Source organism: Pseudomonas wuhanensis, assembly GCF_030687395.1.
GTDB lineage: Bacteria > Pseudomonadota > Gammaproteobacteria > Pseudomonadales > Pseudomonadaceae > Aquipseudomonas > Aquipseudomonas wuhanensis.
Genome location: NZ_CP117430.1, coordinates 3,612,779 through 3,639,521, shown reverse-complemented (window position 1 = coordinate 3,639,521; position 26,743 = coordinate 3,612,779). Strand labels below are relative to the sequence as shown.

The 26,743-nt window shown below is 60.4% G+C and carries 26 protein-coding genes; 13 read left to right on the top strand and 13 right to left on the bottom strand.

The genetic code is table 11. The features are described 5' to 3' along the window. Nucleotides 1–3 precede the first annotated feature (3 nt). A complete protein-coding gene (locus PSH88_RS16505; protein ID WP_305421560.1) occupies nucleotides 4–609 on the top strand; it encodes a GGDEF domain-containing protein in 606 nt (201 codons plus the stop codon). Here the strand turns inward: PSH88_RS16505 and PSH88_RS16500 are convergent. Together PSH88_RS16500 and PSH88_RS16495 are read right to left on the bottom strand one after the other, a co-directional pair. Then, nucleotides 588–1,877 carry an amidase gene (locus PSH88_RS16500; RefSeq protein WP_305421559.1) on the bottom strand — a complete coding sequence of 430 codons (1,290 nt, stop codon included), beginning with the start codon at nucleotides 1,875–1,877 and terminating at the stop codon, nucleotides 588–590. The genes PSH88_RS16505 and PSH88_RS16500 overlap by 22 nt on opposite strands. Further along, on the bottom strand, nucleotides 1,874–2,299 hold the full coding sequence (locus tag PSH88_RS16495; RefSeq protein ID WP_305421558.1) for a VOC family protein: 426 nt from the start codon (nucleotides 2,297–2,299) through the stop codon (nucleotides 1,874–1,876). The genes PSH88_RS16500 and PSH88_RS16495 overlap by 4 nt, the downstream gene beginning before the upstream one ends. A gap of 151 nt (nucleotides 2,300–2,450) precedes the next feature. Here PSH88_RS16495 and PSH88_RS16490 point away from each other — a divergent pair, with 151 nt between their 5' ends. Continuing rightward, nucleotides 2,451–3,317 carry a LysR family transcriptional regulator gene (locus tag PSH88_RS16490; protein ID WP_305421557.1) on the top strand — a complete coding sequence of 289 codons (867 nt, stop codon included), beginning with the start codon at nucleotides 2,451–2,453 and terminating at the stop codon, nucleotides 3,315–3,317. A 217-nt stretch (nucleotides 3,318–3,534) separates the two neighbouring features. On the opposite strand, the gene fabI is transcribed toward PSH88_RS16490, so the two are convergent. The 8 genes from fabI to gloB all read right to left on the bottom strand — a co-directional run bounded on the left by fabI (nucleotide 3,535) and on the right by gloB (nucleotide 14,237). Continuing rightward, the gene (fabI, locus tag PSH88_RS16485; protein ID WP_007906751.1) at nucleotides 3,535–4,329 is read right to left on the bottom strand and encodes an enoyl-ACP reductase FabI; all 795 of its coding nucleotides are present in this window, start codon (nucleotides 4,327–4,329) and stop codon (nucleotides 3,535–3,537) included. Nucleotides 4,330–4,350: 21 nt separating this feature from the next. Beyond that, on the bottom strand, nucleotides 4,351–5,961 hold the full coding sequence (locus PSH88_RS16480; protein ID WP_305421556.1) for an ABC transporter ATP-binding protein: 1,611 nt from the start codon (nucleotides 5,959–5,961) through the stop codon (nucleotides 4,351–4,353). A 1-nt stretch (nucleotide 5,962) separates the two neighbouring features. Beyond that, complete coding sequence (locus tag PSH88_RS16475) at nucleotides 5,963–6,982, bottom strand: ABC transporter permease (protein WP_305421555.1); 1,020 nt, start codon at nucleotides 6,980–6,982, stop codon at nucleotides 5,963–5,965. A gap of 1 nt (nucleotide 6,983) precedes the next feature. After that, nucleotides 6,984–8,057 (bottom strand): microcin C ABC transporter permease YejB, encoded by a 1,074-nt coding sequence (locus PSH88_RS16470; RefSeq protein ID WP_048394544.1) that lies wholly within the window; start codon nucleotides 8,055–8,057, stop codon nucleotides 6,984–6,986. 4 nt (nucleotides 8,058–8,061) lie between these two features. Then, on the bottom strand, nucleotides 8,062–9,903 hold the full coding sequence (locus tag PSH88_RS16465; protein ID WP_305421554.1) for an extracellular solute-binding protein: 1,842 nt from the start codon (nucleotides 9,901–9,903) through the stop codon (nucleotides 8,062–8,064). Then, a complete protein-coding gene (locus tag PSH88_RS16460) occupies nucleotides 9,900–11,732 on the bottom strand; it encodes an extracellular solute-binding protein (protein ID WP_305421553.1) in 1,833 nt (610 codons plus the stop codon). The genes PSH88_RS16465 and PSH88_RS16460 overlap by 4 nt, the downstream gene beginning before the upstream one ends. Before the next feature lie 183 nt (nucleotides 11,733–11,915). Continuing rightward, nucleotides 11,916–13,370, bottom strand: coding sequence for a transglycosylase SLT domain-containing protein (locus PSH88_RS16455; RefSeq protein ID WP_305421552.1), 1,455 nt, complete (start codon nucleotides 13,368–13,370; stop codon nucleotides 11,916–11,918). A 99-nt stretch (nucleotides 13,371–13,469) separates the two neighbouring features. Next, on the bottom strand, nucleotides 13,470–14,237 hold the full coding sequence (gene gloB, locus PSH88_RS16450) for a hydroxyacylglutathione hydrolase (RefSeq protein ID WP_305421551.1): 768 nt from the start codon (nucleotides 14,235–14,237) through the stop codon (nucleotides 13,470–13,472). Nucleotides 14,238–14,302: 65 nt separating this feature from the next. On the opposite strand from gloB, the gene PSH88_RS16445 reads away from it, so the two are divergent. From PSH88_RS16445 to PSH88_RS16425, 5 genes are all read left to right on the top strand, one after another. Further along, the gene (locus tag PSH88_RS16445; protein ID WP_052964263.1) at nucleotides 14,303–15,061 is read left to right on the top strand and encodes a methyltransferase domain-containing protein; all 759 of its coding nucleotides are present in this window, start codon (nucleotides 14,303–14,305) and stop codon (nucleotides 15,059–15,061) included. A 92-nt stretch (nucleotides 15,062–15,153) separates the two neighbouring features. Continuing rightward, nucleotides 15,154–15,606 carry a ribonuclease HI gene (rnhA, locus tag PSH88_RS16440; RefSeq protein ID WP_003180633.1) on the top strand — a complete coding sequence of 151 codons (453 nt, stop codon included), beginning with the start codon at nucleotides 15,154–15,156 and terminating at the stop codon, nucleotides 15,604–15,606. A gap of 146 nt (nucleotides 15,607–15,752) precedes the next feature. Further along, a complete protein-coding gene (gene dnaQ / locus PSH88_RS16435) occupies nucleotides 15,753–16,511 on the top strand; it encodes a DNA polymerase III subunit epsilon (protein WP_192343676.1) in 759 nt (252 codons plus the stop codon). A gap of 277 nt (nucleotides 16,512–16,788) precedes the next feature. After that, nucleotides 16,789–19,044 (top strand): Orn/Lys/Arg family decarboxylase, encoded by a 2,256-nt coding sequence (locus PSH88_RS16430; RefSeq protein WP_305421550.1) that lies wholly within the window; start codon nucleotides 16,789–16,791, stop codon nucleotides 19,042–19,044. 14 nt (nucleotides 19,045–19,058) lie between these two features. Beyond that, entirely contained in the window at nucleotides 19,059–19,673 is a 615-nt protein-coding gene (locus PSH88_RS16425; protein ID WP_305421549.1) for a GNAT family N-acetyltransferase, read from the top strand. Here the strand turns inward: PSH88_RS16425 and PSH88_RS16420 are convergent. Beyond that, nucleotides 19,639–20,532 carry a LysR family transcriptional regulator gene (locus PSH88_RS16420; protein ID WP_305421548.1) on the bottom strand — a complete coding sequence of 298 codons (894 nt, stop codon included), beginning with the start codon at nucleotides 20,530–20,532 and terminating at the stop codon, nucleotides 19,639–19,641. The genes PSH88_RS16425 and PSH88_RS16420 overlap by 35 nt on opposite strands. Nucleotides 20,533–20,620: 88 nt before the next feature. After that, nucleotides 20,621–20,857 (bottom strand): hypothetical protein, encoded by a 237-nt coding sequence (locus PSH88_RS16415; protein ID WP_305421547.1) that lies wholly within the window; start codon nucleotides 20,855–20,857, stop codon nucleotides 20,621–20,623. Between the two features lie 184 nt (nucleotides 20,858–21,041). On the opposite strand from PSH88_RS16415, the gene PSH88_RS16410 reads away from it, so the two are divergent. Continuing rightward, complete coding sequence (locus PSH88_RS16410) at nucleotides 21,042–21,602, top strand: NADPH-dependent FMN reductase (protein ID WP_305421546.1); 561 nt, start codon at nucleotides 21,042–21,044, stop codon at nucleotides 21,600–21,602. 218 nt (nucleotides 21,603–21,820) lie between these two features. On the opposite strand, the gene PSH88_RS16405 is transcribed toward PSH88_RS16410, so the two are convergent. After that, nucleotides 21,821–22,771 (bottom strand): DUF1853 family protein, encoded by a 951-nt coding sequence (locus tag PSH88_RS16405; RefSeq protein ID WP_305421545.1) that lies wholly within the window; start codon nucleotides 22,769–22,771, stop codon nucleotides 21,821–21,823. A 124-nt stretch (nucleotides 22,772–22,895) separates the two neighbouring features. Here PSH88_RS16405 and PSH88_RS16400 point away from each other — a divergent pair, with 124 nt between their 5' ends. The 5 genes from PSH88_RS16400 to PSH88_RS16380 are packed head-to-tail and all read left to right on the top strand — an operon-like array spanning nucleotide 22,896 to nucleotide 26,743. Further along, the gene (locus PSH88_RS16400; protein WP_007906781.1) at nucleotides 22,896–23,786 is read left to right on the top strand and encodes an NAD(+) kinase; all 891 of its coding nucleotides are present in this window, start codon (nucleotides 22,896–22,898) and stop codon (nucleotides 23,784–23,786) included. Beyond that, entirely contained in the window at nucleotides 23,783–24,757 is a 975-nt protein-coding gene (locus tag PSH88_RS16395; RefSeq protein ID WP_305427008.1) for a metallophosphoesterase, read from the top strand. Before PSH88_RS16400 ends, PSH88_RS16395 begins: the two co-directional genes overlap by 4 nt. Continuing rightward, on the top strand, nucleotides 24,754–25,623 hold the full coding sequence (locus PSH88_RS16390; RefSeq protein ID WP_305421544.1) for a rhomboid family intramembrane serine protease: 870 nt from the start codon (nucleotides 24,754–24,756) through the stop codon (nucleotides 25,621–25,623). The genes PSH88_RS16395 and PSH88_RS16390 overlap by 4 nt, the downstream gene beginning before the upstream one ends. A gap of 32 nt (nucleotides 25,624–25,655) precedes the next feature. Next, nucleotides 25,656–25,916 (top strand): YeaC family protein, encoded by a 261-nt coding sequence (locus PSH88_RS16385; protein WP_038984092.1) that lies wholly within the window; start codon nucleotides 25,656–25,658, stop codon nucleotides 25,914–25,916. After that, complete coding sequence (locus PSH88_RS16380; RefSeq protein ID WP_305421543.1) at nucleotides 25,913–26,743, top strand: DUF2797 domain-containing protein; 831 nt, start codon at nucleotides 25,913–25,915, stop codon at nucleotides 26,741–26,743. The genes PSH88_RS16385 and PSH88_RS16380 overlap by 4 nt, the downstream gene beginning before the upstream one ends.

Sequence of the window (26,743 nt, the reverse complement as noted above, 5' to 3'; positions counted from 1 at the left end):
GTGATGTTAACCCCAGGCAAACCGCTCAAACCCGGCGCTGGCGCAGACATGCGCACGCCGAACGTCCTCGACAGCGCAGATCGCGATGTACTGCGCGACAGGGCGCGCAAGGCCGAGCAAGAACTGATGGGCGTGCAGATGGCGAGCATGGATGAGCTGACGCTACTCTCCAATCGTCATGGCTTCGAGGCCTTGGCCCGGTTGGGGCTGGAGGCCTGTCAGCAGTTGGGCAAACCCGCGACCCTGCTGTTTTTCGACCTTGATCACTTCAAGCGCATCAACCAGCTGTACGGTCGAGCCGAGGGCGACGATGCCCTGAAAACCTTCGCCGATGTGCTGCGCATCGCTTTTCGTGAAAGCGACGTGATCGGCCGGCTGGGCAGCGATGAGTTTGCCGCCTTATTGACCGGCGCCAACGCGGTGGACATTGCTGAGATCAGGGCGCGGCTCGAGGAAATACTCGATGAACGCAATGCCACGGTGCATCGTGGCTATGACATTCGTTTCAGTGTCGCTCAAATCGAATTCAATCCCGATCTTCACAAAACAGTCGAAAGCCTGATGCTGGCGCTCGATGAGCTTCGCCATCAAGGCCAGGTCGGGGTTTGAGGGCTGCCCTGCAAGCCCGCTGCAATCCGGGACGCTGCTCGCAATAACGAGCCGTCGTGCCTGAACCGCCCGATTATCTGCAGTCCGATCGGTAGTTGCGCTTCGGCGCGGGGCAACGGGATATTCACCTGCGGCCAGCCGAACGCCCCCCAGAATTTGATGAAGTCTGACGGTCCGGTGCTTTCCAGGCCCATCGGCGCGACCATCCCGCAAGTGGCGCCGAGCATGGCGTCGAAGGGTTGGCACAGCTCATTCAAGCGTGGGGCAAGATTAGCCAGGCGTGCCTTGGCAGCGGACTCCTGTTCCCATGTTGTGGCCGCCGCTCGCTCGAACATGGCCAGTGTCGAAGGGCTCAATTGTGCCCGGTGTTGTTGAAACTCCTTCGCCAGCGAGCGCGCACCTTCGCAATCGTTGATCAACTGATGATCGTCGAACACACCGGCGAACTCATTCGGAAGCCGCACTTCGCTGACGTGATGGCCGGCGCTGCGCAACTGATCCACTGCCTGCTCCAGAGCGCGGGCCACCTCGGGCTCCACCTGATCCCAGCGCGAGGTGCGGCAGAAACCCAATTGCAGCGGACGCCGCTCGACGTCAGGTGTTACGAAGCCAGGAATCAATACTCGCGCCACGAGGTGCAGATCGCGCACTGATCGTCCATACCAACCCACGGTGTCGAAGCTGGGCGCCAGTGGCTTTACGCCTTCCAGCGACACCAGCCCCAGCGACGGCTTGAAGGCGAAGAGGCCGCAGTAGGACGCCGGCTTGAGCAACGAGCCAGCGGTCTGGGTGCCCAGCGCCAAGGCAAAGAAACCTGCCGCCATCCCGGCTGCCGAACCCGCGCTGGAGCTGCCCGGTGTGCGGGCGAAGTCGTGGGGGTTGCGAGTCGGGCCGGTGTGCATGTACGCAAACTCGGTGGTGTGGGTCTTGCCCATGATCAGCGCGCCGGCCTGGCGCAGCAGCGTCACTACGTGGGCGTCCCGGGACGGTTGATGGCCGGTATAAATCGGTGAATAGAATTGCGTCGGATAGGCAGCGGTGTCGAAGATGTCCTTGATGCCCACGGGTACGCCGGCCAACAGGCCTCGGCCATTGTTTTTCTCCGCATCGGCGAGAACCTGCCGGGCGTCGAACGAAACGAAGGCCTGGATATCCGGCTCCTGCGCCTGAATGCGTTCAAGAAAGGCTTCGGCGATGGCGGCAGCGGTTGTACCGCCATGGACCACCGCTTCACTGAGGGCGGTGGCGTCAAGGGTTGGGCCGATCATTTGGCGAACAACTGGTCGATGTTCTTGAACGCCTTGAATTCCAGGGCGTTGCCGCAGGGGTCGAAGAGAAACATCGTGGCTTGTTCGCCCACCAGTCCCTGAAAGCGGATGCCCGGCTCGATCACGAAGTGCGTACCAAGGGCTTTCAAGCGCGCCGCCAGGTTTTCCCATTCCTCCATCCCCAATACCACACCGAAATGCGGCACCGGTACGTCGTGGCCATCCACGGCGTTGGTATGGGCGGCTTCCTGAGAAGCGTTTTTCGGTGCCAGATGAATCACCAGTTGATGACCGAAAAAGTTGAAATCGACCCAGTGATCGCTGGAGCGACCTTCTTCCAGGCCGAACACTTCGCCGTAGAAGCGCCGGGCAGCGGCCAAGTCGTAAACCGGGATAGCCAAGTGAAAAGGGGACAGTTGCATCGGACGTGCCTCGATAGGTTGGGAGTGAGAGTCGAGAGTTGAGAGTTGAGAGTTGAGAGTTGAGATCGAGTTTAGTCCTGTGCTTTTTGATTGAAAGACGATAGTTTTTGCAGCGAGCTCAAATTATTTCGATCAATTGGAGAGCCGCCGCATGCTGCGGGAACTGAAAACCTTCATTGCCGTGACGCGTTATGGCACGTTTGCTGCGGCAGGTATGCACATCGGCCTGACCCAGTCGGCGGTCAGCGCGCAGATCCGCAACCTCGAACAGGCGTTGGGCATACGCCTGTTCGATCGCACCGGACGTCAGGCGATTCTCAACGCAGCGGGGCAGCGGGCGTTGCCGATGGCTCGGGAAATTCTTGAGACCTTCAGCCGCATGGCCGTCAGTGATAGCGTCGCCGAGTTTCGTGGCGAACTGAAAATCGGCGCGGTGGCTACCGTGCAGACCGGCTTGTTGCCGCGCGCGCTGTTGCGCCTCAGGCAACAGGCGCCATTGCTGGAGGCGAAGCTGGTGCCGGGGGTATCCCTGAATCTGTTGAGTCAGGTGGACACCGGCGAAGTGGACCTGGCGATTCTGATCAGGCCGCCGTTTGAACTACCCAAGGAATTGTCGGTGCAAGTCATCCGCCGGGAGCCGTTTGTGCTGATCGTGCCGGCAGATCTTGAGGGCGACGACCCGCTGCAGTTGCTCGCCGAGCATCCCCACGTACGCTACGACCGCAATTCTTTCGGTGGGCGCCTGGTGACTCGCTTTTTACGCGAGCAGCAGATCGATGTGCAGGTGGCTCTGGAGCTGGATGAGCTGGAGGCTATCGTCAAAATGGTCGAATGCGGACTGGGTGTTTCACTATTGCCCGAGGCGGGGCTGTGGCTTGAGCATGGGGCGAAGGTGCGGATCATCCCGTTGGGTGAGCTGACGTTCTACCGGGAGATCGTGCTGTTGCAGCGTTATAGCCAGCGCACACTACCGATCCAGCAGTTGTTTGCGCGGTGTTTGACACAAATCGACGACTAAACGCTAACCCCTGTGGGAGTAGTGAACACAAAGTCAGTGTCCGGCGCGGATTACTGTGGGAGCGGGCTTGCCCGCGATGAGGTCATCACATCCAACATTGATGTGCCTGATACTCCGCCATCGCGGGCAAGCCCCACAGTTGATCGAGTGCGCTGCAAGATTGCAGGCATAAAAAACCCGCCTGTGAAGAGGCGGGTTTTTAATGGCTAACCGAAGATCACTCTTCGATGTTGCCCATGGCGGTGGTGTTGAAGCCGCCGTCTACGTACATGATTTCGCCGCTGATGCCAGACGCCAGGTCCGAGCACAGGAAGGCGCCGGCGTTGCCGACTTCGTCGATGGTGACGTTACGACGCAGCGGGGTTTGCGCTTCGTTGGCGGCCAGCATTTTGCGGAAGTTCTTGATGCCGGAAGCAGCGAGGGTGCGGATCGGGCCAGCCGATACGCAGTTCACGCGGGTGCCGTCCGGGCCCAGGGAGCCGGCCAGATAACGCACGCCAGCTTCCAGGGAAGCCTTGGCCATGCCCATCACGTTGTAGTTCGGCATGGTGCGCTCGGCGCCCAGGTACGACAGGGTCAGCAGGCTGCCATTGCGGCCCTTCATCATTTCGCGGCCAGCCTTGGCCAGGGCCACGAAGCTGTAGGCGCTGATGTCGTGAGCAATGCGGAAACCTTCACGGGTGGTGGCTTCGGTGAAGTCGCCGTCCAGTTGGTCGCCCGGGGCGAAGCCGACGGAGTGCACGATGCAGTCCAGGCCGTCCCACTTCTTGCTCAGTGCTTCGAAGACCTTGGCGATTTCTTCATCGCTGGCCACGTCGCACGGAAAGCACAGCTCAGGGCTCGAGCCCCAGCCTTGTGCGAATTCTTCGACACGACCCTTGAGTTTGTCGTTCTGATAAGTGAAGGCAAGCTCAGCGCCCTCGCGATGCATGGCGGCAGCGATGCCGGATGCGATGGACAGCTTGCTGGCGACACCGACGATCAGTACGCGCTTACCGGCGAGAAAACCCATGTGTTGCTCCTCTTTTCAGGTTTATTGCGCAGTGGCTGGTGCCAGAAAAGCGGCTTCCAGCAACTGCTGTGTATACGGATGTTGGGGGGCGGCAAAGATACTTTGCGCGTCTCCCTGTTCGACCACTTGGCCATGCTTGACCACCATCAGCTGGTGGCTCAGCGCTTTGACGACAGCCAGGTCATGGCTGATAAACAAATACGTCAGGTTGTACTTGGTTTGCAGTGAACGTAGCAGCTCCACCACTTGGCGTTGCACGGTGCGGTCGAGGGCCGAAGTCGGCTCGTCCAGCAAAATCAACGCCGGTTTTAGCACTAATGCCCGGGCAATGGCGATTCTCTGCCGTTGCCCACCGGAAAATTCGTGGGGGTAGCGGTGCCGGGTTTCCGGGTCCAGACCTACCTCCTTGAGTGCCGCAATAATCGCTTGTTCCTGTTCTGCCTCGGTGCCCATCTTGTGGATTCGCAGGCCTTCACCGACGATCTGGCTCACGCACATCCGTGGGCTCAGGCTGCCGAAGGGGTCCTGGAACACCACCTGCATCTCCCGCCGCAGCGGCCGAATCTGTTGCTGCGTCAGGCAGTCTAGCTGCTTGCCTTCAAAACGGATGGCGCCTTTGCTACCGATCAGCCGCAAAATCGCCAGGCCGAGCGTCGACTTGCCGGAACCGCTTTCTCCCACAATCCCCAGGGTCTGGCCCTGGGGCAGGCTGAAATTGATCCCGTCGACCGCTTTGATATGGTCCACGGTCTTTTTCAGAAAGCCTTTCTTGATCGGGAACCAGACTTTCAGGTCCTCGACCTGCAGCAGCGGCGGGCCAATCTCATTGGTCGCCGGCTTGCCGCTGGGCTCCGCTGCCAGCAGTTCCCGCGTGTACGGATGCTGCGGCGCGCGGAACAATTCTTCGCACGATGCCTGTTCGACGATACAACCGCGCTGCATGACACATACCCGATGCGCAATTCTTCGCACAAGGTTCAAATCGTGACTGATCAGTAACAACGCCATGCCCAGACGGGCCTGCAATTCCTTGAGCAGTTCGAGGATTTTCAGTTGAACGGTCACGTCCAGCGCCGTAGTCGGTTCATCGGCGATCAACAATTCCGGCTCATTGGCCAGGGCCATCGCGATCATCACCCGCTGGCGCTGGCCGCCGGACAACTCGTGGGGCAGGGCCTTGAGACGCTTCTGCGGTTCGGGGATGCCGACCATTTCCAACAATTCCAACGTGCGTTTGGTCGCGACTTTGCCGGTCAGGCCTTTGTGGATGCCCAGGATTTCGTTGATCTGCTTTTCGATCGAATGCAACGGATTGAGCGAGGTCATCGGCTCCTGGAAGATCATCGCGATCCGGTTGCCGCGGATGTGGCGGATGGTTTTCTCTTTCAGGTCCAGCAGATTCCGGTCGGAATAAGTGATGGTTCCGGACGGGTGCCGGGCCAGTGGGTAGGGTAGCAGCCGCAGGATGGAGTGGGCGGTCACCGATTTGCCGGAGCCGCTTTCCCCCACCAGCGCCAGGGTTTCGCCGCGCTTGATGTCGAAGCTGACGCCCTCGACCACCCGCTGCACGCGTTCACCGACGACAAATTCGACGGCCAGGTCGCGCACTTCGATCAGATTGTCCTGATTCATTTCACTTCCTCGGGTCGAAGGCATCGCGAGCGGACTCGCCGATGAACACCAGCAAACTCAACATCAGCGCCAGCACCGCAAACGCACTCATACCCAGCCACGGCGCTTGCAAGTTGGATTTGCCCTGAGCCACCAGCTCACCCAGGGACGGTGCGCCCGGCGGCAGGCCGAAGCCGAGGAAATCCAGGGCGGTCAAGGTGCCGATGGCGCCGGTCAGGATGAACGGCATGAAGGTCATGGTCGAGACCATGGCGTTGGGCAGGATGTGGCGGAACATGATCGCACCATTCTGCATGCCCAGCGCCCGGGCCGCGCGCACGTATTCCAGATTCCGACCGCGCAGGAACTCGGCACGCACCACATCCACCAGGCTCATCCACGAAAACAGCAGCATGATCCCCAGCAGCCACCAGAAATTCGGCTGCACGAAACTGGCCAGAATGATCAACAGGTACAGCACCGGCAACCCGGACCAGATCTCCAGAAAACGCTGCCCGGCCAGATCGACCCAGCCACCATAAAAACCCTGCAACGCCCCGGCGATCACGCCGATGATCGAGCTGAGAATGGTCAGCGTCAAAGCGAACAGCACCGAAATCCGGAAGCCGTAAATCACCCGGGCCAGCACATCGCGGCCCTGATCGTCGGTGCCCAGCAGGTTATCGGCCGAGGGCGGCGCGGGAGCCGGGACTTTCAGGTCGTAGTTGATGCTCTGGTAGCTGTAGGGGATCGGCGCCCATAAAACCCAGGCGTCCTTGGCCTTGAGCAGTTCGCGGATGTAAGGGCTCTTGTAGTTGGCCTCCAGCGGGAATTCGCCGCCGAACGCGGTTTCCGGGTAGCGCTTGAGTGCCGGGAAATACCAGCCGTTGTCGTAGTGCACCACCAGCGGTTTGTCGTTGGCGATCAGTTCGGCGCCCAGGCTTGCGCCGAACAGAATCAGGAACAGCCACAGCGACCACCAGCCACGCTTGTTGGCCTTGAACAGTTCGAAACGTCGGCGATTGAGAGGGGACAGGTTCATCTCAATGCTCCCGGCTTTCGAAGTCGATGCGCGGATCGACAAAAGTGTACGTGAGGTCACCGATCAATTTCACCACTAGCCCCAGCAGGGTGAAGATGAACAGTGTGCCGAAAACCACCGGGTAGTCGCGGTTGATCGCTGCTTCAAAACTCATCAAACCGAGGCCGTCGAGGGAGAAAATCACTTCCACCAGCAACGAGCCGGTGAAAAAAATCCCGATGAACGCCGAAGGGAAACCGGCGATCACCAGCAGCATGGCGTTGCGAAACACATGGCCGTACAGCACGCGATGGCGGGTCAGGCCCTTGGCCTTGGCGGTGACCACGTATTGCTTGTTGATTTCATCGAGGAAGCTGTTCTTGGTCAGCAGCGTCATGGTCGCGAAGTTGCCGATCACCAATGCGGTCACCGGCAGTGCCAGGTGCCAGAAATAATCGAGGATCTTGCCGCTGGTGCTCAGCTCGTCGAAGTTGTTCGAGGTCAGGCCCCGTAGCGGGAACCAGTCGAAATAGCTGCCGCCGGCGAACACCACAATCAGCAGGATGGCGAACAGGAATGCCGGGATCGCGTAGCCGACGATGATTGCCGAACTGGTCCAGACATCGAAGTGGCTGCCGTGTCGCGTCGCCTTGGCGATCCCCAGCGGGATCGACACCAGGTACATGATCAGCGTGCTCCACAGCCCCAGGGAAATCGACACCGGCATTTTTTCCTTGATCAGGTCGATGACCTTGGCATCGCGGAAGAAGCTGTCGCCGAAATCCAGGGTGGCGTAGTTCTTGATCATGATCCACAAACGTTCCGGCGCCGATTTGTCGAAGCCGTACATGTGCTCGATTTCCTTGACCAGCGCCGGGTCCAGGCCTTGCGCCCCACGATAGGCCGAGCCTGCCACCGACACTTCGGCACCGCCGCCGGCGATGCGGCTGGTGGCGCCTTCGAAGCCTTCGAGCTTGGCGATCATCTGTTCCACCGGCCCGCCGGGGGCAGCCTGGATGATCACGAAGTTGATCAGCAAAATGCCGAGCAGGGTCGGGATGATCAGCAGCAGTCGCCGAAAAATATACGCCAGCATCTGATTACTCCGTGCCCGCAGGGTCGGCTTGCAGTTTGGTTTCGACTTCTATCGGCAATGTCGCGTCGGGCTTGACCCACCAGGTATTGATGCCGATGTCATATTTGGGCGAAACCTTCGGATGGCCAATGTGGTTCCAGTACGCCACGCGCCAGGTCTTGATGTGCCAGTTGGGGATCACGTAATACCCCCATTGCAGCACCCGGTCCAGCGCCCGGGCATGGGCCACCAGGCTTTGGCGCGAATCGGCGTTGATCAGTTGCTCGACCAGTTGGTCCACCACCGGGTCTTTCAGGCCCATGGAGTTGCGGCTACCAGGTTTATCGGCGGCGTCGGTCATCCAGAACTCACGCTGTTCGTTACCCGGCGAGTTGGACTGCGGGAAGCTGCCGACGATCATGTCGAAGTCCCGGGAGCGTACACGGTTGATGTATTGCGAGACGTCGACCCGGCGGATCACCAGATCGATGCCCAGGTCGCTGAGGTTGCGCTTGAATGGCAGCAGGATCCGCTCGAACTCGGTCTGGGCCAGCAGGAATTCGAGGCTTACCGGTTTGCCGGTGGCGTCGACCATCTTGTCGTCGACGATCCGCCAGCCGGCCTCTTGCAGCAGTTGATAGGCCTTGCGCTGCTGGGTGCGGATCATGCCGCTGGCGTCGGTCACCGGGTTCTGGAACGCCTCGCTGAACACTTGCTCGGGAATTTTGCCGCGGAACGGATCGAGGATCGCCAGTTGATCGGCGTCCGGCAGGCCAGTGGCGGCCATTTCCGAGTTTTCGAAGTAGCTGCGGGTGCGCGCGTAGGCGCCGTTGAACAGTTGCTTGTTGGTCCATTCGAAGTCCAGCAACAGGGTCAGCGCCTGGCGCACACGCACATCCTGAAACACCGGGCGGCGCAGGTTGAACACGAAGCCTTGCATGCCAGTGGGGTTGCCGTTCGGGATTTCTTCCTTGATCAGCCGACCTTCGGCCACCGCCGGAATGTTGTAGGCCTTGGCCCAGTTTTTCGCGGCCGATTCCAGCCAGTAGTCGAACTGGCCTGCTTTGAGCGCTTCCAGCGCGACGGTGTTGTCGCGGTAGTAGTCGGTGGTCAGCACATCGAAGTTGTAGAAGCCGCGATTGACCGGCAGGTCCTTGCCCCAGTAATCCTTGACCCGCTCATAGCGCACCGAACGTCCGGCCTTCACTTCGCTGACTTTGTACGGGCCGCTACCCAGCGGCAGTTCCAGATTGCCTTTGTTGAAATCGCGGGTGGCCCACCAATGTTTGGGCAGTACCGGCAGTTGTCCGAGGATCAGCGGCAGTTCGCGGTTGTTGTTGTGCTTGAACTTGAACAGCACTTTGAGCGGGTCTTCGGCGACCACTTCTTCCACATCGCTGTAATAGACGCGGTAGAGCGGAGCGCCGTCCTTGACCAGGGTCTGGAAGCTGAACACCACGTCTTCGGCACGCACCGGGTGGCCGTCGTGGAAGCGGGCTTCGGGCCGCAGGTAGAAGCGTACCCAGCTGTTGTCCGGGGCTTTTTCGATTTTGCCGGCGATCAGGCCATATTCGGTAAACGGCTCATCCAGACCCTGTTTGGCCAGGGTGTCGTAGATCATGCTGATGTCGTCGGCCGGCACGCCTTTGTTGATGAACGGGTTGAGGCTGTCGAAGCCACCGAACCCCGCCTGGCGGAAGATTCCGCCCTTGGGCGCGTCGGGGTTTACGTAATCGAAATGTTTGAAATCGGCCGGGTACTTCGGCGGCTCGTTGTACAGGGTCAGGGCATGTTGCGGGGCGGCGCAGGCCAGCCCGGCGAACAACAGACCGCTGGCCTGCAAGAGCAGGGCGCGTACGGGTTTCATCGATCTTTCTCCGAAGATTTCAGCCACCACGCGCTCAGGCCCAGGGTGTAGGGCGGCGTGGTGACGAAGGCGAACCGGTTGCGGTAGGCCAGGCGGTGATAATTGAGGTACCAGTTGGGAATGATGTAGTGCTGCCACAGCAGCACCCGGTCGAGCGCCTTGCCGGCGGCGACTTGTGCGTCGCGGGTCTGGGCGGCGAGCAGTTGTTCGAGCAAATGGTCGACCACCGGGTTGGCGATACCGGCGTAGTTCTTGCTGCCCTTGACCCCGACCTGGCTGGAGTGGAAGTACTGCCATTGTTCCAGGCCTGGGCTGAGGGTCTGGTTGAGGGTCATCAGGATCATGTCGAAATCGAACTGATCGAGGCGTTGTTTGTACTGGGCGCGATCGACCGTGCGCAGCCGTGCGTCGATGCCGATGCTGGCGAGGTTCTCGACGTAAGGCTGAAGAATGCGTTCCAGGTTCGGATTGACCAACAAGATCTCGAAGCGCAACGGTTGGCCGATGGTGTTCTGTAGCCGCTGACCGCTGAGCTTCCAGCCGGCCTCGGCGAGCAGTTCCAGGGCCTTGCGCATGGTTTCCCGCGGAATGCCGCGGCCTTCGGTCTGCGGGAGGCTGAACGGCTCGGTGAGCAGCTTGGCGGGCAACTGATCGCGATAGGGCTTGAGCAGCAGCCACTCATGACCGACCGGTAGCCCGGTGGCGGAGAACTCGCTGTTGGGGTAATAGCTCATGGCGCGCTTGTAAGCGCCGCTGAACAGCGTGCGGTTGGTCCACTCGAAGTCGAACATCAGCCCCAGCGCTTCGCGGACCTTGGCCTCGGCGAACGTTGACCGCCGGGTGTTCATGAACAGGCCCTGGCTCTGGGTCGGGATCTGGTGCGGGATTTGCGCCTTGATCACATCACCACGGCGCACGGCCGGGAAGTTGTAACCATTGGCCCAGTTCTTCGCCTGGTGTTCGATGTAAATGTCGAACTCACCGGCCTTGAACGCTTCAAAGGCCACGTCGCTGTCACGGTAGAACTCGACTTCCATGCGATCGACGTTGTACTTGCCGCGATTGACCGGCAGGTCCTTGCCCCAGTAATCCTTGACCCGTTCGAAGATAATCTGCCGCCCGGGCGTTACCGAGGTGATGCGATACGGCCCGCTGCCCAATGGTGGCTCGAAGGTAGTGGCCTTGAAATCGCGACCTTCCCAGTAATGCTGGGGCAATACTGGCAACTCGCCCAGGCGCAGGATCAGCAGGGGGTTGCCGGAGCGTTTGAAGACGAAACGGATGCGCCGTGGGTTGAGGATATCCACCCGCGACACTTCCTGAAGGTTGGTGCGGTATTGCGGGTGACCTTCCTTGAGCAGCAAACGGTAAGAGAACGCCACGTCGTAAGCGGTGATCGGCGTGCCATCGTGGAAGCGCGCTTCGGGGCGCAGGTTGAACACCACCCAGCTGCGATCCTCGCTGTATTCCACCGATTGAGCAATCAGGCCATAACTGGAGGTTGGCTCATCGCCGGACGGTGCGTATTGGCCGGTGCCGACCATCAACGGTTCGTTGAGTTCGTTGATGCCGTATTGCAGGAAATTGCCGGTGGAAACCGGGCTCGAGCCTTTGAATGTGTAAGGGTTGAGCGTATCGAAGGTGCCAAACGCCATCACCCGCAACGTACCGCCCTTGGGCGCTTGCGGGTTGACCCAGTCGAAGTGGGTAAATCTGGCCGGGTACTTGAGCGTGCCGAACTGCGCATAACCATGGCTTTCGCTGATCGTCGCGCTTGCGGGGGAGCTCAAGGCCAGGCTGATCAGGAGCAGGAGGAGGGGACGCTTCAAGTCAGAGATCCGATCCAGGCGGCTTGGGCTTTGTGGGCCGTACAGTAACAGCTTGTATCGACAGGAAAAAGACGGGGGGTTAATGCGTGGTTAATTGTGCAGGTGATGGTCCGGCGGATTGCAGAACCTGTGGCGAGAGAGCAAGCTCCCTCGCCACAAAAGCCCCTCGACTGGGCGTGTTGCTTAATTCGGCGAAGCAACCGTCAGCATCTGCCCCGGCTTCAGCGCCTGGCCAACCCGAGGGTTCCAGCGCTTGAGGTGCTGCATTTCAACGTTGAAGCGTTTGGCGACCATGTACAGCGAGTCGCCTTGCTTGACCTTGTATTGGGTCTGTTGCGCTTTGTTGGTTGCCTTGCCGTTGGTCTTGCTGTTCGCCGCGACCACGGTGTTGACGCGCCCGGATTTGCCCTTGGTGGTGTCCTGCATCACCAGGGTCTGGCCGACCTTGAGGTTCTTTCCGGTCAGTTTGTTCCAGCGTTGCAGGTCCTTGACGTCGACCTTGTTGGCCTTGGCGATGGTGCCCAGATTGTCGCCACGTTTGACTCGATAGGCGCGCTTGAGGCTGGCGATTTCGCTGTCGTCTGCGCCTTCGAACACTGGCTTGAGCGATCGCTGACTGATCAGCTCGTCAGGGCGCATGGTCGACAGGCTGGCGGTCAGTAGCTGTGCCTTGGACGTCGGCACCAACAGATGCTGGGGGCCATCGACGGTGGTGCGCTGCTTGAAGGCAGGGTTGAGCTGGAACAGTTCGTCTTCGTCGATGTTGGCCACCGCGGCAACCTTGGACAGGTCCATGCGCTGGTTGATTTCGACGACCTGGAAGTACGGTTCGTTGGCGATCGGGTTGAGGTTCACGCCATAGGCGTCGGGCGCCAGGACCACTTGCGACAGGGCCAGCAGCTTCGGCACATAGGCCTGGGTTTCCGCTGGCAGCGGCAGGTTCCAATAGTCGGTCGGCAGGCCGAGTCGTTCGTTGCGCTCGATGGCCCGGCTGACCGTACCTTCGCCAGCGTTGTAGGCCGCCAGGGCCAGCAGCCAGTCGCCGTTGAACATGTCGTGCAGGCGGGTCAGGTAATCCATGGCCGCGGTGGTCGAGGCGGTGATGTCGCGACGACCATCGTAGAAGCGGGTCTGACGCAGGTTGAAGTAACGTCCGGTGGAAGGGATGAATTGCCAAAGACCCACCGCGTTGGCCCGGGAATAGGCCATCGGGTTGTAGGCGCTTTCAATCACCGGCAACAGCGCCAGTTCCAGCGGCATGTTGCGTTCTTCAAGGCGTTCGACGATGTAGTGAATGTAGAGGCTGCCGCGTTCGCCGGCATTTTCGAGAAAGGACGGGTTACTGGCGAACCACAGGCGCTGTTGCTCGATGCGCGGGTTGACGCCCAGGTTGTCCTGCAACTGGAAGCCTTGGCGCATGCGCTCCCAGACGTCCTGTGGAATTTGCGGTGTTGGTTTTTCGCTGAGCCAGATGGGCTTCTGCTTGGCTCGGGCGGCGATGTTCGGAGTGTGTGTCGCTTCGGTCTGCGGCACATGGCTGGAACAGCCCGCCAAAGTGGCGGACACAGCCACCGCGATGGCTTGAGCCAAGCGGGTCAATGCGTCTGAATTGATGGCTTTACGAATAGGTGACGACATTGGCTGGAAGTAAGTTCCGGGCAAAAATGTCGGGCGATTCTAGAAAGCGCACCCCCTGCGGTCAACCATTCAGAATTTTTGTATCACCAAGCAGGCTGCCTAGAACGTATCTTTCCAAGCTCGAAGAGCAGCAAAAACCGCACTCGGAGCCCGGTTATTGGGTCCGTTCCGTTCGTCCACTTTTTCTTTAACGGATGTTTCGCCGGTACGCAAAAACGGATTGGTGAGCTTTTCCAGTGCCAGTGTTGAAGGCAGCGTCATGATTCCGGCTTCGCGTTGCCGGGTGACTTTGGCCAGTCGTTCAAGGGTGTCGGGGTTGTTCGGTTCGACTGCTGCGGCGAACTTCAAATTGCTCAGGGTGTACTCGTGGGTGCAGTAGACCAGTGTGTCTTCGGGCAGCGCCGCGAGGCGGCTCAGCGAGTGATGCATTTGCTCGGGCGTGCCTTCGAACAACCGTCCGCAACCGGCAGCGAACAGGGTGTCACCGCAAAACAGATGGCCCTGATGATAATAGGCGATGTGCCCGAGGGTATGGCCCGGCACCTGGATGACGTCAAAGTCCCAGCCCAGCACGCTGATGCGGTCATTGTCCTTGAGTGCCACGTCCCGCGCCGGGATGCTTTCGCTGGCCGGGCCATAGACTGTCGCGTCTGTCGCTTTTTTCAGCCGCTCGACGCCGCCGACATGGTCATGATGGTGATGAGTGATCAAAATATCGCTTAGCACCCAACCCGGGTGCGCTGCGAGCCAGGCTTGTACTGGCGCGGCATCGCCCGGATCGACCACGGCACAGCGCTGGGTGCTGTGGTCTTGTAACAACCAGATGTAGTTGTCGGTAAAGGCGGGCAGGGCACTGATCTGTATCATCGTCGGATTCGCCAAGCGGAAAACATTGGCGCATCTTAGAACTTCCTGGCGCGTTGGAGAATGCAATGACCGATAAAGCGTTCGCTCAGGCCGATCCTGAGTGGCTGACATTGATCAGCGCGGCCCGTGAATGGCTGTCCGGGCCCATCGGGCAATTTCTGCTGGACGAAGAACGACGCATGCTCGAAGACGAGTTGGGGCGCTTCTTCGGCGGCTATCTGGTGCATTACGGCCCCTCGGCGCAGACGCCACCGTCGGCGCCGCAGGTCCAGCGCAATGTGCGGCTCGGTGCGCCGTTGCCGGGGGTCGAGATCGTCTGCGAAGAGCAGGCCTGGCCTTTGAGCGAGCACGCCGCCGATGTGGTGGTGTTGCAGCACGGGCTGGATTTCTGCCTGTCGCCCCACGGTTTGCTGCGCGAAGCGGCGAGCAGTGTCCGGCCTGGCGGGCATCTGCTGATTGTCGGGATCAACCCCTGGAGCAGTTGGGGCCTGCGTCATGTGTTCGCCCATGACGCCTTGCGCAAGGCCCGTTGCATTTCACCGTCGCGGGTGGGTGACTGGCTGAATCTGCTGGGCTTCGCGCTGGAGAAACGCCGCTTCGGGTGCTATCGTCCGCCGCTTGCGTCGCCCGCCTGGCAGGCCCGTCTGGCCGGTTGGGAGCGCAAGGCCGGTGACTGGCAGTTGTCGGGTGGTGGCTTCTATTTATTGGTCGCGCGCAAGATCGTGGTGGGCCTGCGGCCGGTGCGCCAGGAACGGCGCGAACCGATGGGCAAGCTGATTCCGTTGCCGATGGCCAAGGTCAACCGTCGCCACCTCGAACCGTAAGACACATTTTATTTTCCCGGCCGGGTCCGCCCCGGCCTCGGGCATCGTCGGTCACCGATCGGCGAGCCACCGCATTTTCTGGAAAGATTGGCATGAGCGATAGCGTAGAACTCTTCACCGATGGCGCCTGCAAGGGCAACCCCGGCCCGGGCGGCTGGGGCGCGTTGCTGGTGTGCAAGGGCGTTGAAAAAGAACTCTGGGGCGGCGAAGCCAACACCACCAACAACCGCATGGAGTTGATGGGCGCGATCCGTGGCCTGGAAGAGCTCAAGCGCTCCTGCGACGTGCTGCTGGTGACTGACTCCCAATACGTGATGAAAGGCATCAACGAGTGGATGGCCAACTGGAAGAAGCGCGGCTGGAAAACCGCGGCCAAGGAGCCGGTGAAAAACGCCGATCTGTGGAAACTGCTCGATGAGCAGGTCAACCGCCACAACGTCACCTGGAAATGGGTGCGCGGGCACATCGGCCATCACGGCAACGAACGGGCCGACCAGCTGGCCAACCGTGGCGTGGATGAAGTGCGTGGGTACAAACAAGCCTAAACCGATCGTTCCCATGCTCTGCGTGGGAATGATCAGTGGGAGCGAGCCTGCTCGCGATTGGCCGCAACACGGTGTATCTGAAAGACACAACGGGCGTGTTAACATCGCCGCTTTTGCACGATTGACCCGTTGAGAGCTGAGCACTGATGGCCACCAGATCCGTTGTACTCGATACCGAAACCACCGGCATGCCGGTGACCGACGGCCACCGGATTATCGAAATCGGTTGTGTCGAGTTGATCGGTCGGCGCCTGACCGGCCGGCATTTCCACGTTTACCTGCAACCGGATCGCGAGAGTGACGAAGGCGCTATCGGCGTCCACGGCATCACTAACGAATTCCTGGTGGGCAAGCCGCGTTTCACTGAAGTGGCCGATGAGTTCTTCGAGTTCATCAAGGGCGCGCAGCTGATCATCCATAACGCGGCGTTCGACGTTGGCTTCATCAACAACGAATTCGCCCTGATGGGCCAGCACGATCGTGCGGACATCACGCAACACTGCTCGATCCTCGACACCTTGATGATGGCCCGGGAACGTCACCCGGGGCAGCGCAACAGCCTCGACGCCTTGTGCAAGCGCTATGGCGTCGACAACTCCGGCCGTGAACTTCACGGCGCCTTGCTCGACTCCGAGATTCTCGCCGACGTTTACCTGACCATGACCGGCGGCCAGACCAGCCTGTCGCTGGCCGGTAATGCGTCCGATGGCAATGGTTCAGGTGAGGGCGCGGACAACTCCGCCACGGAAATCCGTCGTTTGCCGGCCGATCGTCAGCCGATCCGGATCATCCGTGCAAGTGAAGAAGATCTGGCCCAGCACATTGCGCGTCTGGAAGCCATCGCCAAATCCGCTGGCGCTCCGTCGCTGTGGCAGCAATTGGCGGAGGCCAAGGCTCAGGCCTGAGTCCCTTGTGGCGAGGGAGCTTGCTCCCGCTCGGCTGCGCAGCAGTCGCAAATCCTGCCAACGCGGTATATCTGAGCGAATGCAGGGGGCCGCTTCGCAGCCCAACGGGAGCAAGCTCCCTCGCCACAGGTAAACCGTCTGAACAATGAGCTTGCCGGCCACATGCTGGTGCGCCCGCCGACCCACTTCAGGGCATCCCGCTCGCCACATGCGCTCCAACCCTCTACCCTGAGGTTATTGGCAGGCCACGGTCTGCCGCTTCAGGACACCGAGCCCCATGTATAAAGATTTGAAATTCCCGGTCCTGATCGTCCACCGCGACATTAAGGCCGACACCGTTGCCGGTGATCGTGTGCGTGGCATCGCCCGGGAACTGGAGCAGGAAGGCTTCAGCATCGTCTCGGCGGTCGATTACAACGAAGGGCGTCTGGTCGCCTCGACTCATCACGGCCTCTCTTGCATGTTGATTGCCGCCGAAGACGCCAGCACCCATGCTCATCTTCTGCACAACATGGCCGAGCTGATCCGCCTGGCACGGGTTCGGGCGCCGGACCTGCCGATCTTTGCCCTGGGCGAGCAGGTCACCCTGGAAACTGCCCCGGCCGACGCCATGGCCGAGCTCAATCAGCTGCGCGGCATTCTTTATTTGTTCGAAGACACCGTGCCCTTCCTCGCCCGTCAGGTCGCCCGCGCGGCACGCAAATATCTGGACGGTCTGTTGCCGCCGTTCTTTAAGGCGCTGGTGCAGCACACCGCCGACTCCAACTATTCCTGGCACACACCCGGCCATGGCGGCGGCGTGGCATATCACAAGAGCCCGGTGGGGCAGGCGTTTCATCAGTTTTTCGGGGAAAACACCCTGCGCTCGGATTTGTCGGTGTCGGTGCCGGAACTCGGTTCGCTGCTCGATCACACCGGCCCGCTGGCGGAGGCAGAAGCGCGAGCGGCCCGCAACTTCGGCGCCGATCACACCTTTTTCGTGATCAATGGCACCTCGACCGCTAACAAGATCGTCTGGCATTCCATGGTCGCCCGGGATGACCTGGTGCTGGTGGATCGCAACTGCCACAAGTCGGTGCTGCACGCGATTATCATGACCGGCGCGATCCCGCTGTACCTGTGCCCGGAGCGCAATGAGTTGGGGATCATTGGCCCGATTCCGTTGAGTGAGTTCAGTCGCGAATCGATCCGGGCCAAGATCGACGCCAGCCCGCTGACCCAGGGCCGCGAGCCCAAGGTCAAGTTGGCGGTGGTGACCAACTCGACTTACGACGGCCTGTGTTACAACGCCGAGTTGATCAAGCAGAGCCTGGGTAACAGCGTCGAAGTGCTGCATTTCGACGAGGCCTGGTACGCCTACGCGGCGTTTCACGAGTTCTTCGCCGGCCGTTACGGTATGGGCACCTCCCGCAGCGAAGACAGCCCGCTGGTGTTCACTACGCACTCCACGCACAAACTGCTGGCAGCCTTCAGTCAGGCGTCGATGATTCATGTTCAGGACGGCGGGGCGCGGCAACTGGATCGTGACCGTTTCAACGAAGCATTCATGATGCATATCTCGACCTCGCCGCAGTACAGCATCATCGCCTCGCTGGACGTGGCGTCGGCGATGATGGAAGGGCCGGCCGGGCGTTCGTTGTTGCAGGAAATGTTCGACGAGGCCCTGAGTTTTCGCCGGGCCCTGGCCAATCTGCGTCAGCATATCGCCGCCGATGACTGGTGGTTTTCCATCTGGCAACCACCCTCGGCCGAAGGTATTGAGCAGGTGGTCACCGAAGACTGGTTGCTGCAACCCGACGCCGATTGGCACGGCTTTGGCGGCGTGACCGACGACTACGTGCTGCTCGATCCGATCAAGGTCACGCTGGTGATGCCGGGTCTGACGGCGGGCGGTGCCCTGAGCGCGCGGGGGATTCCGGCGGCGGTGGTCAGCAAATTCCTCTGGGAACGTGGGCTGGTCGTGGAAAAGACCGGGCTGTATTCGTTCCTGGTGCTGTTCTCCATGGGCATCACCAAGGGCAAGTGGAGCACGTTGCTCACCGAGTTACTGGAGTTCAAGCGCAGTTACGACGCCAACGTCAGCCTGGCCACCTGCCTGCCGTGCGTGGCGCAACACAATATTGCCCGTTATCAAGGCATGGGCTTGCGTGACCTGTGTGATCAATTGCACGCCTGTTATCGCAGCAACGCCACGGCCAAACACCTCAAGCGCATGTACACCGTACTGCCGGAAGTCGCGATGAAGCCGGCGCACGCCTATGATCAATTGGTACGCGGGGAGGTTGAGGCTGTTTCGATCGATGCTCTGGACGGGCGGATCGCGGCGGTGATGCTGGTGCCATACCCGCCGGGGATCCCGTTGATCATGCCCGGCGAGCGGTTTACCGAGTCGACCCGTTCGATCATCGATTACCTGAAGTTTGCGCGTACGTTCGACAGTAGCTTCCCCGGATTTGTCGCCGATGTGCATGGCTTGCAACATGAAGACGAGGGCAATGGACGGCACTACACCGTCGATTGCATCAAGGAATGAGGACCTTTGCGAGTATGCAACCCGTCATGAATCCCAAATACCCAGGCCTGTCGGTGCGTGTCGCCGATGAGGGGTTTGCGGCTTATATCTGGGGCAGTGATTTCAGTTTTGAAGTCGCCGCCTATGGTGCCGCACAAGTCGGTAAGCCGGTGGCGCAGTGGCCGGTGACGCCAATCATCCCGTATCGCAAGTGTTACGGCATCGATCCCGAGGAATTCAGCAGTTTTCGCGACGCCGCCGACAGTGAGATTTTCATGGCTTATCTGGACGACGAGCCGGTAGGTCACCTGGTGGTCAGCACCAACTGGAACGGCTTCGCCCATATCGATGAATTGGCGGTGCATGCTCCGGCGCGCCGTCATGGCGTGGCCAAGGCGCTGCTGGATGTGGCGCAGTTCTGGAGTCGCAAGAAAAAACTGCCGGGCATCATGCTCGAAACCCAGAACAACAACTTGGGGGCCTGCCGGCTCTATGAGCGCTGTGGCTATGTGGTGGGCGGGATCGATCATCTGCGCTACCGCGGAATCGATCCGAATACCGCTGAGGTGGCGCTGTTCTGGTATCGGCTGTTCGATAATCCGCTGGAAAGCCCGCTCAGCTCGCCAGCATCGCCACGGCTTGTTCCGTGATGATGTCCAGCAGCGCCTGAACGGCCGAAGAGGGCTCGGCGGTCTTGAGGCTCAAGGCATACACGCTGATCGGCACGGCAGGTGCCAGCGGACAGGCATCGAGCCCGGCCGACTTGGCGCCGAGGGCGGTAAACGGGTCGACGATCGCCAGGCCTTCACCGGCCTCGACCATGCTGCGCATCATCTGATGAGTCTGGACCCGGGTCTGGATGACCGGGGCAGGGCGCAGCGCATGCAGCTTGTTGTCCAGCGCCGGGCTTAACGGATCGTGACCTTCCAGGCCAACCATCGACTGGCCGGCAAGGTCCTGCAGCGAGATGTACTTCTGTTTCGGTTGCAGCCAGCCATGGGGCGCCAGCAGCTGGAGCTTGCCCTGGGCGATGACCTGGCAATGGATGTCGGCGTGGTCCGGGTCATGCAGGCTCAGGCCCAGATCGCTTTCACGCAGCAGCAGGCTTCTGACAATCTCGCGGGTCGGCTGGCTCAGGAGGGTGCAAGGTGCATCGGGGAGGCGTCGGCGCAGGGCCGCGATGCTGTGTGGCAACAGTTGTTGTGCCAAGGGCGGGGTGCAGATGATTCGCAGGGGCGGGGCCAAATATTGCTTGAGGCTGCTGGCCAGTCGCTGGACCGGTTCGAGGGCTTCGTAGACGTGGGCGAACTCGACTTGCAGCTCCCGCGCCTCGCGCGTGGCTTGCAGACGACCACGCACGCTGGCAAACAGCATGAAACCCAACTGATCCTCGGCATCACGCAGCGTGCGTTCAACCTCGGCCACCGGCAGCTGCAGCCATTCGGCGGCGGTGCCCAGGTGACCGGTCTGCAGGAGCGCCTGGATCACTTCGATATGACGTAAACGCATGCGTGAAGTCCATGTTCAGCAGGTGAGGGAGTCAGTCACTGAATCCTAACTCAAGTGCGCGCATATGACTTCTGCTCATAACAGCGGGTTATGAAGCGACGTTCGTTTCAGGTTCGCGAATGAGGGTGACGCCGGTTTGCACCAGCACAAACTCGTTATCGTCGAGTTTGTTGACTCGGTCGCCAATGGCCAGTTTATAGGTGGTGACAGGCACCGAGCCGGCGAGGCCGTCGTGCGACAGGGTGGATTCCTGGAACTCATGCACGGAATAAACACGGCCTTCCGCGTCTCTTGCATGGAACTGACCGACGAGTACTGCTGCCATCTGCTTAGAACCTCTGGAGATAAATCACTCAATTTGCGGTTCTGTAGACCGTGGTTGGGCGAGGTAAGTTTTCCTACAGGAAAAAAATAGTCAGGGGCGGCGATTTTCCATCGCCCGCTGGTTGAATCGTCATTTGATCATCTATAACTAGAAGCTCTTCCCATCGGACAGTCGAGAATCTTCCATGAGCAACGTCTACGAGATCGCCGTTCTGGTCGGCAGCCTGAGAAAAGCGTCGATCAACCGCAAGGTCGCGCTGGCGCTGGCCGAGCTGGCGCCTGCCAATCTGAAGCTGAATATCGTCGAAATCGGCGATTTACCGCTCTACAACGAAGACATCGATGGCGAATCACCGCCGGCAGCCTACAGCACTTTCCGACAACAAGTGAGTTCATCCGACGCGGTGCTGTTCGTGACCCCGGAATATAACCGTTCGGTACCGGCGCCGTTGAAGAATGCGATCGACGTGGGGTCGCGCCCCTACGGCAAGAGCGCCTGGAACGGCAAGCCGGGTGCGGTGATCAGCGTTTCACCAGGTGCCGTCGGCGGATTTGGCGCCAACCACAATATTCGGCAGTCGATGGTGTTTCTCAATGTGCCGTGCATGCAGCAGCCGGAAGCCTACCTGGGCGGCGCCGGTTCAGCGTTCGACGAGACGGGCAAGTTGTCGGAGTCGGTCAGGCCGTTCTTGCAGAAATTCATCGACGCGTATGCGCAGTGGGTTGAGCAGCATAAAAAGCAATGACCCGTTTACGTGGCATTAATTAGTTCCTGAGGCCAGCCACAATCCCTGCGGGAGCGGCGGTGCGACGATTCGACTTGCTCGCGAAGACGGCGGCACAGTCAGCATTGATGTCGCCTGAAATACCGCTATCGCGGGCAAGCCCGCCCCCCACAGGATCACACTAAACCCTGTGGGAGCGGGCTTGCCCGCGATAGGGGCCGTCCATTCACCACAAAAACTCAACCATTACCCGGCACATTCGGCCAAAGATCGGACACCAGAAACAGCCGCTCCGCCTCTTCCCAATTCCCGTTCGTACGTTCTGTCAGCCGCACCATCAATTGCGCCGGTGCCAGCGGGTCCAGATCGCTCAGCCATGCACTCAGCTGTCCAGCGTTCCAGGTTTGCTCCTCGGGATAGTGCGCCGGCGCCAGCCAGGCGTGGCGGGGCAGGGGTTGCCAGCGGCCGGATGGACGCTGCACGACAAAGTCCGCCCAGTCCTTCTGATGTAGCCAGCTACCGCGCAGATGCTGAGGGTGTGCGCCGCTCGGTGGTTCGGTCAGCCCTGGCCACGGATAGAGCAGATAACCGCCCAGCCACAGATGCGCACTGAACTCCTGGATATCCAGCGACGCCAGCACTGCACGGCTTTCCGCCCGCGCGGAAATCGGTAATTGATGCTGGCTCAGGTGCTTCAGTTTACGGTCCAGCCGATCATGACAACCCGGTCCGAGCCACTGCGCGGTGTCATGGCCGTCACCATTTTGTGGCCCAAGATAGAGCTTGATCGCCAGTTCCAGGTGATGCACGCCGTCGCGATCACGCAGCAGCATGTCCAGTTCACCCAAGGTGTGGCCTTCACGGCGGATCGGCATGTTGGCGGCAATCAGTTCGATGCCCGGCGCGTGCCGCACGGCGTATTGCCACAGGCGCTCGTAGTACAAACCCAGCCGCCGGGTCCTGGCCTGAGCCAGCCAGTGCAGCAAATCGTAGCTGTCGCGATCCAGTTGCCTGAGCCAGTGTTCCAGGCGCTCCGGTGCCTGCACCCAGTCGCTGCCGGCCAGCGGATGACGCTGCGGCCACGGGGTGACGCTGAGCATTGGCGGCGCGAGGATGACCCAGGCCAGGTCGCGCACTTCAGGGTGGCGCAACTGGTGAGGTAACTGGAGCAAATCTGGAAATAGGATCATCTTGCGAGCATAGCCCGAAACGCGAGCGCACCGTCGTGGCTGAAAGGGTTTTGTCTACGCCGCGCTTTCGCCCATAATCGTGTTTTTCGCCGTCGCAGGCCCTCCGCGTCCCAATAGGAGCCCCATGGAGCAATTTCGTAATATCGGCATCATCGGTCGCCTGGGCAGTTCTCAGGTGCTGGATACCGTCCGCCGACTGAAACGGTTTCTGCTCGATCGTCACCTGCATGTGATCCTCGAAGACACCATCGCCGAAGTCCTGCCGGGTCATGGCCTGCAAACTTCGTCGCGCAAGATGCTCGGTGAAGTGTGTGACATGGTGATTGTGGTCGGTGGTGACGGCAGCCTGCTGGGCGCCGCCCGGGCGCTGGCCCGACACAATATTCCGGTGCTCGGCATCAACCGGGGCAGCCTGGGGTTCCTCACCGATATTCGCCCCGATGAGCTGGAAGTCAAAGTCGCCGAAGTGCTCGACGGCCACTACCTGGTGGAAAACCGCTTCCTGCTGCAAGCCGAAGTCCGGCGTCACGCCGAGGCCATCGGCCAGGGCGATGCGCTGAACGACGTGGTGCTGCACCCCGGCAAATCGACGCGGATGATCGAGTTCGAGTTGTACATCGACGGCCAGTTCGTCTGCAGCCAGAAGGCCGACGGTCTGATCGTCGCCACGCCGACCGGTTCGACCGCTTACGCGTTGTCGGCGGGCGGCCCGATCATGCATCCCAAGCTCGACGCTATTGTGATTGTGCCGATGTACCCCCATACCTTGTCAGGCAGGCCGATTGTGGTCGATGGCAACAGTGAGCTGAAAATCGTCGTGTCCAAAGATATGCAGATTTACCCGCAAGTTTCCTGTGACGGGCAGAATCACTTCACCTGCGCGCCCGGTGACACCATCACCATCAGCAAGAAAGCGCAGAAACTGCGGCTGATTCACCCGCTCGACCACAACTACTATGAAGTCTGCCGGACCAAACTCGGCTGGGGCAGCAAGTTGGGTGGTGGAGGCGACTGATGCTCGATCCCGCGCGTAGCTACGACCTGATCGGTGACGTGCACGGTTGCGCTCTGACCCTTGAGCACTTGCTCGACCGGCTCGGTTATCAAAAACACGGTGGTGTCTGGCGGCATCCGTCGCGCATGGCGGTGTTCCTCGGCGACATCATCGACCGCGGCCCGCGGATTCGCGAGGCGCTGCACATCGTCCACGACATGGTCGAGGCCGGTCAGGCGCTGTGCATCATGGGCAACCATGAATTCAACGCCCTCGGCTGGAGCACTCCGGCGTTGCCGGGCAGCGGCCAGCAGTTCGTGCGCGAACACACGCCACGCCACGCCCGCCTGCTCCATGAAACCCTGACCCAGTTCGAAGATCACCCCCAGGATTGGCACGACTTTCTGCAATGGTTCTATGAACTGCCATTGTTTGTCGATGCCGAGCGTTTCCGCGTGGTGCATGCCTGCTGGGATGCCGGCCTGATCGAACCGTTGCGCGGCTTGTTCCCCGACGGTTGCATCGATGAGCATTTCCTCCAGGCCTCCGCGGTGCCGGGCAGTTTTGCCTGCACCGTGTTCGATCGCCTGTTGCGCGGCACCGACATGCGCTTGCCCCACGGGTTGACCATGACCAGCGGCGACGGCCTGACGCGTTCGTTTTTCCGCACCAAGTTCTGGGAAGACGACCCGCAAACCTACGGAGACATCGTGTTTCAACCCGACGCCTTGCCTGAGCCGGTGGCCCGCACGCCACTGTCCTCCACCGAAAAAGACAACTTGCTGCGCTATGGCGTCGATGAGCCGCTGTTGTTCGTCGGCCACTACTGGCGCAGCGGCAAACCGGCGCCGATCCGCCCGAACCTGGCGTGCCTGGATTACAGCGCGGTGCTCTACGGCAAACTGGTCGCTTATCGTCTGGATCAGGAAACCCGTCTCGACCCGCATAAATTTGTCTGGGTCGATGTCGAGCGGCCGGAGGTGTTGCGATGACGGCGGTGGCGGTATTGCGTCTGCCTCTGGCGGTGGATTTGAGCGGGTTCGTCAAACTGCTGCAGCGCATGCAAGTGCCTCATCGGGTCAGCGAAGAGGCGGGCGAGCAAGTGCTGTGGGTACCGGCCAACATCAGCGAAGACGTACGTTCATTGTACGAACGCTTTCCGGCGGGCGACCCCGATCAGCAACTGGATATTCCGATGACGCAGACCCTGCAGCGTCCGGGCTTCGTCGAGCAATTGCGCCACAGCAAGGCTACGGCGTTGGTGCTGCTATTGACCCTGATCGTCGCCATGGTGACGCTGCTCGGCGATAACCTCGAGACGATACGCTGGCTGACCTTCCTCGATTTCCGTGTGGTCGGCGAATACATCCATTTCACGCCATTGGCCGACAGCCTGGCGGCGGGGCAGTGGTGGCGTCTGGTGACGCCGATGCTGATCCACTTCGGCATTCTGCACCTGGCCATGAACGGCATGTGGTACTGGGAGCTGGGGCGGCGTATCGAGTCGCGTCAGGGCAGCATCAACCTGATCGGCCTGACGCTGCTGTTCAGCCTGGTGTCCAACTATACCCAATACCTTTTCAGCGGCCCGAGCCTGTTTGGCGGGTTGTCCGGGGTGCTGTACGGCCTGCTCGGGCATTGCTGGATTTTCCAGGTTCTGTCGCCGAACCCGGCGTATCGCCTGCCCCGAGGGGTGTTGGTGATGATGCTGGTGTGGTTGCTGGTGTGCCTGTCGGGGCTGGTCTCTATGATCGGCTTTGGCCAGATTGCCAACGCGGCCCACGTCAGCGGGTTACTCATCGGATGCTTCACCGGTTTGTTGGGCGGTTTGTACAACCGCCGTAAACTGGCCGTCTAAAACAGTTATGAATGAAGAGCGCGGAGCCCTTGATGTCCTCTTTTAACGAAATGATCAAAAACATCACCCCGGATATCTACCAGAGCCTGAAACTGGCGGTGGAAATCGGCAAATGGTCCGACGGTGGCAAACTCACCGCCGAGCAGCGCGAGCTGTCCCTGCAAGCGATGATCGCCTGGGAAATCCAGAACCTGCCCGAGGAAGAGCGCACCGGCTACATGGGCCCGCAGGAATGCGAGTCGAAGTCGATTGAAGTGCCAAACATTCTGTTCAAATCGGATGCCATCCATTGATCGAGATTGGCCGCGGTGCAATCAGCAAAATGTCGGCACGCCTTGACGGGTCGAACGTTCAGTACGCTTTTCGTCTGGGTGACGCCGAGGTACCGGTCAATCCGTTGATCGGCACCACGGTGCGCCTGGAATACCTGGGGGCGATCCACTGCACCCATTGCGGACGCAAGACCAAAACCAGTTTCAGCCAGGGTTACTGCTACCCGTGCATGACCAAACTGGCCCAGTGCGATATCTGCATCATGAGTCCGGAACGTTGCCACTATGAAGCCGGCACTTGCCGGGAGCCGGAGTGGGGCGAAAAATTCTGCATGACCGATCATGTGGTGTACCTGGCCAATTCGTCGGGAATCAAGGTCGGCATTACCCGCGCCACCCAGTTGCCGACCCGCTGGCTCGATCAGGGTGCCAGCCAGGCCTTGCCGATCGTGCGCGTCTCGACCCGCCAGCAGTCGGGCTTCGTCGAAGACCTGTTCCGCAGCCAGGTGGCCGACAAGACCAACTGGCGTGCTTTGCTCAAGGGCGATGCGGTGTCGGTGGACCTGGCACAGGTTCGCGATCAGTTGTTTGAAAGCTGCGCCGAAGGTTTGCACAGTTTGCAGGAACGATTCGGCCTACAAGCAATCCAGACGATTACCGATGTCGAACCTCTGGAAATCCGCTATCCGGTCGAGCAGTATCCGGCCAAAATCGTCAGCTTCAACCTGGACAAGAACCCGATTGCCGAAGGCACGCTGCTGGGGATCAAGGGCCAGTACCTGATTTTCGACACCGGCGTGATCAATATTCGTAAATACACGGCCTACCAGCTCGCCGTGCATCAGTAA